General features: G+C 71.5%; 12 protein-coding genes. 3 read left to right on the top strand and 9 right to left on the bottom strand.

Features of this window, described 5'->3' with window-relative positions:
* The first annotated feature begins 121 nt into the window (after positions 1-121).
* Positions 122-922, top strand: a complete 801-nt coding sequence (locus ACSP97_RS31125) for a CoA transferase subunit A (RefSeq protein WP_355526992.1) — start codon at positions 122-124, stop codon at positions 920-922.
* 2 nt (positions 923-924) lie between these two features.
* On the top strand, positions 925-1,563 hold the full coding sequence (locus tag ACSP97_RS31120) for a 3-oxoacid CoA-transferase subunit B (protein WP_440555330.1): 639 nt from the start codon (positions 925-927) through the stop codon (positions 1,561-1,563).
* 75 nt (positions 1,564-1,638) lie between these two features.
* Here ACSP97_RS31120 and ACSP97_RS31115 read toward each other — a convergent pair whose 3' ends face one another.
* The 4 genes from ACSP97_RS31115 to ACSP97_RS31100 form a co-directional block, all read right to left on the bottom strand.
* The gene (locus tag ACSP97_RS31115) at positions 1,639-2,760 is read right to left on the bottom strand and encodes a hypothetical protein (protein ID WP_382015102.1); all 1,122 of its coding nucleotides are present in this window, start codon (positions 2,758-2,760) and stop codon (positions 1,639-1,641) included.
* Positions 2,761-3,144: 384 nt separating this feature from the next.
* Positions 3,145-4,344 carry an alpha/beta hydrolase family protein gene (locus ACSP97_RS31110; protein ID WP_440555328.1) on the bottom strand — a complete coding sequence of 400 codons (1,200 nt, stop codon included), beginning with the start codon at positions 4,342-4,344 and terminating at the stop codon, positions 3,145-3,147.
* Complete coding sequence (locus ACSP97_RS31105; RefSeq protein WP_391870611.1) at positions 4,332-5,180, bottom strand: NmrA family NAD(P)-binding protein; 849 nt, start codon at positions 5,178-5,180, stop codon at positions 4,332-4,334. Before ACSP97_RS31105 ends, ACSP97_RS31110 begins: the two co-directional genes overlap by 13 nt.
* Positions 5,177-5,602, bottom strand: coding sequence for a nuclear transport factor 2 family protein (locus tag ACSP97_RS31100; RefSeq protein WP_358303752.1), 426 nt, complete (start codon positions 5,600-5,602; stop codon positions 5,177-5,179). The genes ACSP97_RS31105 and ACSP97_RS31100 overlap by 4 nt, the downstream gene beginning before the upstream one ends.
* Before the next feature lie 86 nt (positions 5,603-5,688).
* Between ACSP97_RS31100 and ACSP97_RS31095 the strand changes: the two genes are divergently transcribed.
* A complete protein-coding gene (locus ACSP97_RS31095; RefSeq protein ID WP_355531135.1) occupies positions 5,689-6,300 on the top strand; it encodes a TetR/AcrR family transcriptional regulator in 612 nt (203 codons plus the stop codon).
* 178 nt (positions 6,301-6,478) lie between these two features.
* Here ACSP97_RS31095 and ACSP97_RS31090 read toward each other — a convergent pair whose 3' ends face one another.
* From ACSP97_RS31090 to ACSP97_RS31070, 5 genes are all read right to left on the bottom strand, one after another.
* A complete protein-coding gene (locus ACSP97_RS31090) occupies positions 6,479-7,825 on the bottom strand; it encodes an MFS transporter (RefSeq protein WP_355154621.1) in 1,347 nt (448 codons plus the stop codon).
* Between the two features lie 268 nt (positions 7,826-8,093).
* Entirely contained in the window at positions 8,094-8,789 is a 696-nt protein-coding gene (locus tag ACSP97_RS31085; protein WP_355154623.1) for a formyltransferase family protein, read from the bottom strand.
* 34 nt (positions 8,790-8,823) lie between these two features.
* Positions 8,824-9,021, bottom strand: a complete 198-nt coding sequence (locus tag ACSP97_RS31080) for an MbtH family protein (protein ID WP_355154624.1) — start codon at positions 9,019-9,021, stop codon at positions 8,824-8,826.
* Complete coding sequence (locus tag ACSP97_RS31075; protein WP_355323081.1) at positions 9,018-10,259, bottom strand: cytochrome P450; 1,242 nt, start codon at positions 10,257-10,259, stop codon at positions 9,018-9,020. Before ACSP97_RS31075 ends, ACSP97_RS31080 begins: the two co-directional genes overlap by 4 nt.
* The gene (locus tag ACSP97_RS31070) at positions 10,256-12,037 is read right to left on the bottom strand and encodes a beta-ketoacyl synthase N-terminal-like domain-containing protein (RefSeq protein WP_440555323.1); all 1,782 of its coding nucleotides are present in this window, start codon (positions 12,035-12,037) and stop codon (positions 10,256-10,258) included. The genes ACSP97_RS31075 and ACSP97_RS31070 overlap by 4 nt, the downstream gene beginning before the upstream one ends.
* Between the last annotated feature and the right edge of the window lie 14 nt (positions 12,038-12,051).

Here is a 12,051-nt window from a genome sequence, read left to right as displayed (position 1 = left end):
ACCGGCACACATGGTCCGCGACCGCCCGTCCGGGCAAAGGTGAGGAGCGCCCGGCCCGGTCGCGATGCGGCGGCGGGCCGGGGCGACGAACGGAACGGATCCCGGCGGGGAAGGAAACGGCATGGACAAAGTGATGGCCGCGGCCGCGCAGGCAGTGGCGGACATCCCTGACGGTGCGTCGCTCGCGGTCGGCGGGTTCGGGCTGTGCGGCATCCCGTCGACGCTGATCGCCGCGCTGGCCGGGACCGGTGCGGCCGGGCTGCGGGTCGTGTCCAACAACTGCGGTGTGGACGACTGGGGTCTCGGGCTGCTGCTGCGGGCCGGCCGGATCGCCCGGATGACCTCGTCCTACGTCGGCGAGAACAAGGAGTTCGCCCGCCAGTACCTGTCCGGCGAGCTGGAGGTGGAGCTGACGCCGCAGGGCACGCTCGCCGAGCGGTTGCGGGCCGGCGGCACCGGCATTCCGGCCTTCTACACCCCGGCGGGGGTGGGCACCCAGGTCGAGGAGGGCGGTCTGCCCTGGCGGCACACCGCCGAGGGCGGCGTCGCGGTGGCCTCGCCGCCCAAGGAGACACGGGAGTTCGGCGGCCGCCGCTATCTGCTGGAGGAGGCCATCACCGCGGACTTCGCCCTGGTGCGGGCCGCGGTCGCCGACCGGCACGGCAACTGCGTCTTCCACGCGGCGGCGCGCAACTTCAACCCGCTGTGCGCGATGGCGGGACGGGTGACCGTGGTGGAGGCCGAACGCATCGTCGAGGCGGGTGAACTGCACCCGGACGCCGTGCACTTGCCGGGGGTGTACGTGGACCGGGTGGTCGCCGCCGACGCGTCGCTGGGCAAACGCGTCGAGCGCCGCACCACGCGTCCGGCGCGCACCGGCACCGGCCCGACCGTCCCGCGTACCGCATCCGAGGAGAAGTGACCGTGCCGCTCGACCGTGATCAGCTCGCCGCCCGCGCCGCCCGGGAACTGCGGGACGGCCAGTACGTCAACCTGGGCATCGGCCTGCCCACCCTGATCCCCAACCACCTGCCGGACGGGGTGCACGTGGTGCTGCACTCCGAGAACGGCGTCCTGGGTGTGGGCCCCTACCCGTACGACGGCGAGGAGCACCCGGATCTGATCAACGCCGGGAAGGAGACGGTGACCACCGTCCCCGGCGGCTCCTTCTTCGACTCGGCCTTCTCCTTCGGCATGGTGCGGGCCGGCCGGATCGACGTCTCGGTGCTCGGCGCCATGCAGGTGTCGGCCCGCGGCGACCTGGCCAACTGGATGATCCCCGGCAAGATGGTCAAGGGGATGGGCGGTGCGATGGACCTGGTCCACGGCGCCCGGCGGCTGGTGGTGGTGATGGAGCACGTGGCCAGGGACGGCAGCCCGAAGATCGTCGAGGAGTTGGGGCTGCCCGCCACGGGTCGCCGGGTGGTGAACCGGATCGTCACCGATCTGGGCGTCATCGACGTCACCCCCGAGGGGCTGCGGCTGGTGGAGACCGCACCGGGTGTCGGCGTGCGGGAGGTGGTGGCCGCGACCGGGGCCCGGCTCCTCGTCGGGGAGGGCTGACGGTCCCGACGGCGCCGGCCCGGCACGCGGTCGTCCGCGTGCCGGGCCGGGTGGTGCCGGTGGGGCCGTGTCAGGTCACCGCAGGGACTGCGGGGCGAGCCGGGCGAGGGTCGAGTAGTCGTTCATGTACAGGGACCCGTCCGGTGAGGCGGACAGTTGGCCTTCCTTGGACAGGGTGCCGTTGGGGCCGTTGACGAACTCCCAGGACGTGCCGGTCCAGCGGGCCGCGCCCTTGCTGGTGTTGGACACCACTCCGGCCCAGAGCCGGCCGTCGTGGTACGCGAAGGAGGAGACCCAGAGGATGTCCTTGCCCGGCACGTCGATCCGCTTCCAGGTGCTGCCGTCCCAGTGGAGGACGTAGCCGCCGGTCTTGACGCCCTTGATGTCGCCCTGGAGGTTGTACAGGTTGCCGCCGAGCCAGACGTCGTTCGGGCTCTTGGCCACGACGGCGTAGAGCAGGGTGCTGTCGGGGCTGGACGAGGGCAGCGCCGACTCGGTCCACTGGGTGCCGTTCCAGTGCGCCGCGAAGGGCTGGTAGGCGTCGCCGGTGATGGTGCCCTTGTCCTTGAAACCGGCCACCCAGATGTCGTCGTCCGCGTTCACGCTCATGGTGTTGAGCGTGGCCGTCCGCATGGAGTCCGGCAGCTTGGCGATGTTCCAGCCCTGGCCGTCGAAGTGCGCGACGGCGGGCACCCACTGCGAGGTCGTGGCCTTGTAGGTGCCGGCCGCCCACACGTCGTCGTGCGAGAGCGCCTTGCTGTCCTTGGTGGAGAAGCGCGCCGTGTCCGGGGAGTTCGCCGTCCAGGCGGTTCCGTCCCAGTGGTACCCCATCAGGCCGTTGTCGTTCTTGAACGCCCACACGTCGTCGGCGGCCGTGCCCGTGGTCGAGTCGACGATCTCCTTGCCGGGGGGCGAGATGTCCTTCCACGCCTGGCCGCCCTGCTTCTGCCACAGCTGGTAGGTGACGTTGCAGGGGTCGCAGAACGGTCCCCCGCCCGACCTGGTCGTCGCTGTGTACGTCGAGTCGGCGAGCGGGGTGAAGCTCCACACCTCGTCGGCGGGCGGGTAGTCGATCTTCTGCCAGGCCACGGTCACGGCCGCGGCGGCGGGCGCGGCGGACACCGCCGCCGCCGTGGCGGATGCGACCAGTACGGTCAGCGCGGAGCCGATCAGGCGCCGGACGCCGGTCTTCGTCATCGAGTGCGTCTCCTGGGATCTGGGCAGTGTGTCCGTGGGGGGACTCGGCCTGCCGTCGACGCTCGCGCAAACAGGCACCGAAGATCCTCCGCGGTCGCCCTATACGACTCCCATACCGGAAAGCGGTGCCGGCGCATGCCTGTTGGGTACCTGTCTGCTGAGCAAGAGGCCCGCCACGGCACCGTGCGCGGCTTCATCCGCCTCCTGGTCCAGGTCATCGACTTCGACGCGGTCGAGTGGACAGACGCGGGCCCGTGCAGTCGAAAGCGGTCCGGTCCAAAGTCACCGTTGGTGATTCCGGGCCGGACCGCCTTGTGCGTGACGGTGAGTCGAGGCGTCGGTGGCCCGAGTGCCGCACCGGACAAAGGGCGGAGGATCCAGGCGTCAGATCGTGTCGTCGAGCCAGTCGAAGATGCGCGCCACCACCAAGCGAAGAGCACCGGGGTGGCAGTGAACGTCGCCGCCTTCCTCCTCAGTGAACGTCAGGAGCTTCTTCGGTGCTGTGAGGTGCTGGTACAGCCTGCGCGGATCGGGTTCAGCGGCGGAGTAGAACAGGTCGGCGGCTGCTTCGCACACCAGGACGGGGCAGGAGATCTTCTCCGCGCTTCCGTCGTGGAAGTTGTAGCGGGCGTACTCGGCAAGAAAGGCCCTGTCGGTCGAGGTCCCCGTGACGTAGCGGCCGTGGTCGCAGGCCCAGCGCAAGGTCGGACTCTGCGCACGGGCGTCGGCGATGATCTGGTCCAGTTCTCCGTCGTCCTCGGCTGTCGCGCGCCGGACCACCTCGTCGTGCGGCAGCGGGAGGTGGGCGGTCAGGGCGGAGACGGCGTCGAAGACACCGTCGAGGGCGATGACAGCTGCGAGGCGCCGCTCATAGGCTGCCGCGCGAGGCGCCAGGTAGCCGCCGAGACTGACGCCGAGCAGCGCGATGCGGGCGGGGTCGACGCCCGGGTCTTGGGTGAGGAAGTCCAGGACGGGGCCGACCACGTTCTCCCAGTCCGGTCGAAAGACCAGCCCGTCCCGGTGGATGGCCGCGGGCTGCCCGGGGCCGTCGAAGGTCAGGACGTGGTAGCCGCGTTCCTGTCCGCCGACGGCGCCGAAGAAGTGCAGCTCTTCGGCGGCGCCGTCGAACCCGTTGTGCATCACCAGCGTCGGCTTCGGACCCTCGCCCGCCGCCCGGTAGAAGTAGCCGTGCAAAACGGCGTCCTCATACGGGATCTCCACGGGTGTGATACCCGGGAGGTGGGCGATGGCATCACGGAAGCAGGCGACACCGCGCTGGTAGGCGTGGTCGATGCGCGGGTCGCGGGGGTTGCCATGCAGGAAGAACTCGGCCGCCCGGTAGTAGGTGGAGGCCCGCAGCAGCCCGTCCCTCGCGCTGACGGGGCGGCTTGCACGGGCTTCGGCTTCCAGACGCTTGGCGGTGGCCAGCCAGGCGTCGTGCCAGCCGTCGTAGTCGCCGGAGGTGACCTGGGAGGCGGTTGCGACGACTTCACCGACATCCGAGCCTCCGTAGACGGCCAGGCCGAGATTACGCAGGGTCTCGAACCAGAACTGCTGATCGTCCTGGAACATCAGCTGTCGCATCGCATCTCCCTCTCGACGAGGGCCCGGAAGGTGTGCGGGGGCCGACCGGTGAGGCGCTGGACGGTGTCGGTGATGCGGTCCTCCGCCCCTTCGGCGATGGCACGGTCCATGCCGGCCAGCATTGCGGCGAACTCCACCGGCACCTGCGTCGTGAGGCGATCGCGCATCTGCTCGTAGGACAGACGGCGGTGGACCACGACCCGACCGGTGGCCTCGGTGATGATCGCGGCGATGTCGTCGTGACTGAGCGCCTCGGGCCCGGTGAGGACGAGATCGGTGTTGGGGGCGTGCTCGTCGGTCAGGGCGCGGACGGCCACCGCCGCGATGTCCTCGGCGTCGACGAAGCCGACCCGGCCGCCTTCGGTGGCGGTCCAGATGATGCCCTCGTCTCGGATGCTACGGGCGTGCGCGTGCGTGCCGGTGAAGTTCTGCATGAACCACGAGGGCCGCAACACCGCCCACTGGTCGAACAGTTCGGGCAGGGCCTGGTGCACCTTTCCCACCGCCGGGCCGCCCTCGGGGATGGCCGAGGAGCTCAGCAGTACCGCGCGGTGCACGCCGGCCGTGCGGGCCCGATGGAGGAACGGCAGCATGATCGCGGCGGGGTCGGAGTCACCCAGGGGCGGTATGAGGTAGACGCGGTCGACGCCGTCGAGGGCGGCCGCGTGGGTGGCGGGGTCGTACCAGTCGAAGGGGACCGGCTCGGTGCCGGCGACCGGGGTGGCCCGGCGGCTGGCGGCTTTGACGCGGTGCCCCGCGGCCGTCAGCTGTGCGACGGTGCGGCTTCCGGTGGTGCCGGTGGCGCCGATGACGAGAGTGGTGCCGGCGGGGTTCATCGGCTGCTCCCGGCGAAGTCGGCGCCGGGCTCCTGGACGGCGAGGGGGTTCCAGTAGTCGCGGTAGGAGGTGATGTGCCCGTCCCGGACGGTCACGACGGCGATGTACGTCATGTCGAAGGGAGCGTCGCTCTCCACCAGGCGGCCGACACCGCGCATCTCCACCACGATGGTCGCCGGATCGGTGGTCTCGTGGATCCGCAGGTCGGGGAAGTCGTGCAGGTCGATGTGGTCGGGGTAGTGGCGCATGTAGGCGGCGACGGCCTCCTTGCCCTCCAGACGCCGGGGCCAGCCGTCGGGGGCGAAGGGGAACTCCATGAGGCCGTCCTCGGCCCACAGGTCGACCCACGCGGGAATGTCCTTGTCGAGCAGCAGTCGCAGGCTGTAGCGGTACAGATCCGCCGGGGAGGTCGGTACGGACATGGGTATCCTCCAGTCATAGAATCCGGACCCTGGGTCCGCTTCAACAATATGGACCACGGGTCCGTTTTGCAAAGGGGAGGAGCGACATGCCCGAACGCCAGTCGTCTCGTAAGGACGCCATCCGGAACCGGGAGGCCGTTCTCGCGGCCGCCGACGCCCTCTTTACCCGCCGCGAGAGTCCCGAAGACGTCACCATGGCCGACGTCGCGGCTGCGGCCGGCGTCGGCAAGGGCACACTCTTCCGGGCCTTCGGCGATCGCGCCGGGCTGCTCCGCGCGCTGTACGAGGCACGGCTCGAACCGATCAGGCAGGCCGTCGAGACCGGCCCGCCACCCCTGGGGCCCGCCGCCCCACCGCACGATCGCGTACCAGCCCTGCTGGATGCGGTCCTGTGCTTCAAACTCGACAACCGGCGCCTCGCGCTGGCCCTGGAGGAAGGCGGGAGCAGCAGCCCGTACCGGGCGGAGCACTACGAACGGTGGCACAGCCTGCTCCGAGCCGTACTGGAGCAGATCCCCGGCCTGACCGACAGCGACTTCACCGCCCATGCCCTGCTCGCCGCCACACGAGCCGACCTCGTCGAGTACCTGACCGGAGAAGAGCGTATTCCGCGGGAGAGGATGCGGGCACAGTTGGCGGACTTCGTCACCAGAGTCCTGGCCTCCGGCCCACTGCGAGGGTCGACCGCCGAGGAGTGATCGAGGATGGGGCCGAGCGTGCCACGTCAGCGGCTACCGCTGATGTCCGTTCGGACACTCCCCGAGGGCCGGAGCCGCGCCCCTCGGCGGGCCGGCCGAGGGCGGGGCCGGTGGGCGGACGGGCCGGCGGCCGTGCCCGGCCGCCGGTTCCCGCCCGCCTCGCCCAGGTCGCGGGCGGTCAGCTCCGCCGGGCCGAGGCGACGCCCGCGGCACCGACCACGCACGCTATGCCGGCCACGAGATAGGCCAGGTGGTAGCCCGACAGCCGGTCGTCGGCGGTCGCCGCGACCAGGACCAGGGCCGCGACTCCGGCGCTGGAGCCGATCTGCTGGGCGACGACGTTCACCGCGCCGGCGACGGCGTGCTGGTGCGGCGGCACGCCGCCCAGGCCGGCCGTGGTCATCGCCGGGAAGTTCAGGCCCTGACCGAGGCCGCTGATCACCAGTCCGGGCATCACGTGCAGCAGGTAGTCGCCGTGGTGCGGAGTGGTGATCCACAGCGCCGTGCCCGCGCCGATCAGCACCAGCCCGGTGACCATCAGGGTCCGCGGGCTGAACCTGGTCAGCAGCCGTCCGGTGACGAAGCTGGCGGTGAGGAACACCGTCAGCGACATCGGCACCAGGGACAGACCCGACTCGACCGGGGAGTACCCCAGCATCCCCTGGAGGTACAGGGGCGCGAAGAACACGATCCCGACCGACGCCGTGTACTGGAGGAACGCCGCCGCGGTCGCCAGCCGTACCGACGGGATCCGGAACACCCCGAGCGGCAGCAGCGGGTCGGCGGTGCCGCGTTCGCGGACCACGAAGAGCACCAGGAAGAGCACCGCACCGGCCACCAGGGCCCAGGCCCACGTCCCGCCGAGGCTCACGCCGACGACGAGCAGTGCGAGGCCGAGGGTGCCGAAGACCGCGCCGGCCATGTCCACCGGGCCCCTGCGGCCCGTTCCGTCGGGCAGTCCGGCCCGGGTGACCGCGAGCACGAGCACGCCGAGCAGCACGGAGAACCACAGCACCGACCGCCAGCCGAAGAACTCGGTCAGCACGCCGCCCAGCAGCATGCCGCCACTGAAGCTGGCCGCGCCGACCGCGGCGTACACGCCGAGCGCGCGGCCCCGCTGTGGCCCCTCCGGGAACACCTCGGTCAGCAGGGCGAGGGCGGCCGGGCCCGACAGGGCCGCGCCGATGCCCTGGACACCCCGCGCGCCGAGCAGCACCGCACCGTCCGGAGCCAGGGCCCCGACCAGCGCGGCCGCCGTGAACAGGGCGACCCCGGCCTCGAACACCCGCCGTCTGCCGAACACATCGGCCAGCCGGCCGCCCACCAGCAGGAAGCCGGCGAACGTGACGGAGTAGGCCGTCATCACCCACTGGAGGGTGGTGTCGGCCAGGCCGAAGCGCGCGCCGACCGACGGCAGGGCCGCGTTCAGTACGGCCATTCCGCTCAGATCCAGTGCGAGCGCCCCGGCCAGCACTCCGAGCGCCAGGCCCGACCTCTGCTGCGACGTCGTCGCGACGCTGGTCATGCGGGCCTGCCGGGGAACACGCCGCGGCCGTCCGACGGGCGCCGGCCGCCGGAGCCCGGCTGCCGGCCGTCCGTGGCCGGGCGGGCCCGTCCCCGTGATGATCCGTTGTGCATGGCGGTGTTGCTTCCTCTCCCCAGGCGGGTTGCGTACGAACCCCACAAGCCGATCACCGCGCCCCGCCCAGGTCAATCGATTGTTTCCCAACTGGCCGGAAACGACGTGTAGTTCGCCGCGCACGCCCCTTGTGAACAGGGCGGACGCCATCGGCTCACCGGGCGTGCAGGGCCCACTTGCTGCCGTCGACGAGCGCCGTTCCGGGCAGCGCGATGAGTTCGGGTTTGAACAGCGGTTTGGCGTCCATCGCGGGCTCCCAGGTCGCCAGCTTCTCGTCCTGGGGGACCTCGATGCGCCGGCCCTCGGCGAGGTCGGCGACCACCCGCACCAGCAACCGCACCCCGAGCGGGGCCAGATGTTCGCGCCACAGGCTCTGCGGGGTCGAGCCCGGGGGCACGAACAGGTGCTCCTGCGCGGCGATCGGGCCGCCGTCGGTGCGCTCCGTGAGGTGGTAGACGCTGCCGCCGGTCACCTTGTCCCCGTCGCGGATCGTCCAGCGGATCGCGTCCCGCCCCCGGTGCAGGGGCAGCAGGCTGGGATGGTAGCCGATGGCCGCGACCGCGGCGCGGGCGCGCGTCCGGCGGCCGATGAAGGCGTGCGAGTGCGCGGCGACGATGATGTCCACCCCGTCCGGCACGTGCATCGCGCGTAGTTCGGCCGAGTCGGTCCACGGGACGCTCCTGGGGTACGCCCAGGAGCGCAGCCGGTCCCAGGACATCGCGTTGCTCTCGTCGCAGTGCCCCTTGCGCAGCCGGGGGGCGGCCACGCCCGCGATCCGGTGTCCTTCGTCCCACAGGGCGTCCGCGACCTGCACCGCGAACGCTCCCTGCCCTGAAATGTAGATGTTCACTCGCGCTCCCGGCGCTCGCTGGTCGGGTACCTGTTCAGGCCGTCGGCGTGTCCACCGGAGCCGTGAAGTTCTGTTCGGCGTAGTCGAGGGCGTCGTCTCGGCGGGTGGCGCGGTGGACGGTCCGCCAGCCCTTCGGCAGTTCCAGGTACGGCCGCCACAACGCGTGCTGTCCGGCGTCGTTCGCCACGACCAGCCAGTCGCCCTCGCCGCCGTCGAAGGGATTGCCGCTCATCGGTCGACCTCTTTCATTCCGGAGTCGTCGGGCCGGAACCGCACCGGCAGCGTGGAGAACCCGGTCAGGAAGTTGGACCGGATGCGCAGCGCCTCGCCGGTCTGCTCGAACCCGGTGGTGAAGTCCCGCAACGCCATGAGGAGTTCGGCGATCTCCACCTTGGCCAGGTAGGAGCCGAGGCAGAAGTGCGGCCCGTAGCCGAAGGCCAGGTGCTTGTTGGGGGTGCGGCCCAGGTCGTACTCGCCGGGCCGGTCGAAGACCCGCTCGTCGCGGTTGCCGGAGGCGTGCCAGAGCGTGACGATCTCGCCCGGTCGCAGCGGTACGCCGTGCAGTTCGGTCTCGCGGACGACCGTGCGCCCGAAGTGCATGGTGGGCGACGCCCAGCGCAGCACCTCGTCCACGGCGGTGTCGATCGCGACCTCGCCGTGCTTGAGCCGCCGCCACTGGTCCGGGCGGGCCGCGAGGGTGTGCACGCCGTCGATCATCGTCAGCCGGCTGGTCTCGTCGCCGCCGATGATCAGGCTGTAGCAGTTGAGCACGATGTCCTCGTCGGACAGCGGCACGCCGTCGATGGAGCTGGCGATCAGCATGCTGATCACGTCGTCGCCGGGCGTCTCGCGCCGCTCCTCGACCATGTCCATGAAGTACAGCAGGATCTCGTTGCGGGCCATCTCGGAGTCGACCTCGTCGACGTCCTCGGTGTCGGCCGACAGTGCGGCCTTGGTCTGTTCGAGCAGGTAGTCCCGGTCCCGCTCGGGCACGCCGAGCAGGTTGGAGATCGTGGTCATCGGGATGCGGCCGGCGATCTGCTCGGCGAAGTCGCAGCCACCGCTGTCGACCGCCTCGCGGATCAGCTGCCGGGTGTTGGCCCGCACCGCCGCCGCGACGTCGCTGAGCACCCGCGGCGACAGCACCCGCTGGAGGATCTTGCGCAGCTCGTGGTGCCGGTGCCCGTCGGTGACGGCCAGCATCCGGCCGGCCCCGGCGTCCCCGCCGCCCAGCAGGGTGACGAGCACGTTGCCGCGCTCGGACGTGAAGTGCTCGTCGTCCCGGTAGGCGGCCATGATGTCGTCGTAGCGGGAGACCACCCAGAACCCCGGGCGGCCGTCGGCCGGTGGGTTCCAGTGCACCGGCGCGGTGTCCCGCAGGGTGCGCCAGAACTCGTCGAGGTCGTGGTCCGCGAAGGTGCCGGGGTCTCCGAGGTCGACGGTCTTCGGGGCCGGCGCGCGCACGCTCACCAGTTCGTCCGCCAGAATCGGCGCGGCCGGAACGGGTAGGTGGGCAGCGGCACCCGGTGGCTGCTCTCGCCTCGGTGCAGGGCGTCGAAGTCCACCCGGCGGCCGGTCACCCAGGCAGCGGCGACGTCGAACAGGGCCGGTGCCTCCTGGCCGGACGGCACGATCCCGCGGTCGTCGTGGCGCAGGGAGTCCTCGTCCACCCGGGGCGCGGCGGCGGTCGTGGTGACCAGGCCGCGGGGCGCGTCGGCGGACAGCGCCTCGATCAGTTCCTCGCGGCTGCGGACCACGGCCGCCCACCGGCGCGCCATCGCGCGGCGGCCCAGGTTGAGGCTGAAGCACACGTCGTCCAGGCGCAGTTCGGGGTTGGCGACCAGCCAGTCCCGCAGCCGGGCGCGCCGGTCGGCCAGTGCCTCGTCGTCCAGGGCGGACAGGGTGGCCAGGCGCGGCCCGGCGGTCTCGGGGGCCCGCTCGGCGGGGGCCGGCGGCTCCTCCAGGACCAGGTGCGCGTTGTATCCGCCGCCGCCGATCGCGGTGATGCCCGCGCGGCGGACGCCGGCCTCCGGTTCCCAGTCCGCCGCCTCCAGCTGCGGCACGAACGGGGTGCTGGGGAAGTCGATGTCCGGGTCGACGTCGGTCAGGTTGATCGTCGGCGCCAGCGTCCGGTGGTACAGGGCCAGCGCGGCCTTCACGGCGCCGAAGCCGCCCGCGACGACGCCGCCGTGGCCGACGTTGCTCTTGACCGAGCCGATCGAGCAGGTACCGGTCTGCTTGCCGAACGCCATGCTCACCGCGTGCACTTCGAGCTGGTCGGTCATCGGCAGTCCGAGACCGTTGGCCTCGTACATGGAGACGGTCTCCGGGGTGACCCCGCCGACCTGCATGGCGCCCGCGATGCAGGCGCTGAGCCGCTCGGGCTGGGCCAGTCCGTAGGCCATCGCGCTGACGCCGTTGTTGTTGATGGCCGAGCCCTTGATCACGGCGTAGATGTGGTCGCGGTCGGCGACGGCCTCGGCCAGCGGCTTGAGCAGCAGGGTGGCGACGCCGCTGGACAGGGCGGCGCCGGTGCCGCCCGCGTCGAAGGGGCGGCAGTGGCCGTCCCGGGACAGGATGCGGCCCTCCTCCCACAGATGGCCCCGGGGCTGCGGCAGCCGGACCATGGCGCCGCCGGCGATCGCCAGGTCGGTCTGGCCGAGCAGCAGCGACTGGCAGGCCAGGTGCACCGCGTAGTGGAAGCCGGCGCAGGCGGTGGTGACGGTGACGGCCTCGCCGGTCAGCCCGATGTAGTAGAGGGCGTTGGAGGTCATGGTGTCCGGCGACCACGCCAGGCCGTGCTCGATCGCCTCGGGCCCGACCGACACCCGGTCCGGCGGGGAGCTGTACAGGGCGGCGGTCTGCGGGTTGTTGGCGCCGTAGATGCCCACCTCGCCCGCGATCCGGTCGGGGTCGTAGCCGCCGTCCTCCAGCGCCTCCCAGGCGCTCTCCACGAACAGCCGGTTCTCCGGGGTCATCACGGCGGCCATCCGGTCGCTGATGCCGAACACCGACGGATCGAACGCGTCGTACCCGTCGAGCGTGCCGCAGGCCCGCACGTAGTAGGGGTTGTTGATCAGGGTCTCGTCGACCGTGATCTCGTCCTTGGCGAGGAACGTCACGGACTCCCTGCCGTGCACGAGGTTGTCCCAGAACTGTTCCTTGGTGCGGGCGCCGGGGGCCCGGCACGAGATGCCGATGACGGCCACGTCGCCCGGGTCGTAGTCCTGCTCTGGACTGTCGGACATGAAAGGCTCCTGCT

This window comes from Streptomyces sp. SCPE 10 (genome assembly GCF_051980735.1).
GTDB classification, from domain to species: Bacteria; Actinomycetota; Actinomycetes; order Streptomycetales; family Streptomycetaceae; genus Streptomyces; species Streptomyces misionensis.
The sequence above is the reverse complement of the archived record's forward strand: the minus strand, read 5'-3'. Positions and strand labels throughout refer to the sequence as shown.

What these genes read in the sequence shown, in the direction of transcription:
- ACSP97_RS31125 (WP_355526992.1), top strand. Translation starts at nt 122, where the DNA reads ATGGACAAAGTGATGGCCGCGGCCGCGCAGGCAGTGGCGGACATCCCT.
- ACSP97_RS31115 (WP_382015102.1), bottom strand. Translation starts at nt 2,760, where the DNA reads ATGACGAAGACCGGCGTCCGGCGCCTGATCGGCTCCGCGCTGACCGTA.
- ACSP97_RS31110 (WP_440555328.1), bottom strand. Translation starts at nt 4,344, where the DNA reads ATGCGACAGCTGATGTTCCAGGACGATCAGCAGTTCTGGTTCGAGACC.
- ACSP97_RS31105 (WP_391870611.1), bottom strand. Translation starts at nt 5,180, where the DNA reads ATGAACCCCGCCGGCACCACTCTCGTCATCGGCGCCACCGGCACCACC.
- ACSP97_RS31100 (WP_358303752.1), bottom strand. Translation starts at nt 5,602, where the DNA reads ATGTCCGTACCGACCTCCCCGGCGGATCTGTACCGCTACAGCCTGCGA.
- ACSP97_RS31095 (WP_355531135.1), top strand. Translation starts at nt 5,689, where the DNA reads ATGCCCGAACGCCAGTCGTCTCGTAAGGACGCCATCCGGAACCGGGAG.
- ACSP97_RS31090 (WP_355154621.1), bottom strand. Translation starts at nt 7,825, where the DNA reads ATGACCAGCGTCGCGACGACGTCGCAGCAGAGGTCGGGCCTGGCGCTC.
- ACSP97_RS31080 (WP_355154624.1), bottom strand. Translation starts at nt 9,021, where the DNA reads ATGAGCGGCAATCCCTTCGACGGCGGCGAGGGCGACTGGCTGGTCGTG.
- ACSP97_RS31070 (WP_440555323.1), bottom strand. Translation starts at nt 12,037, where the DNA reads ATGTCCGACAGTCCAGAGCAGGACTACGACCCGGGCGACGTGGCCGTC.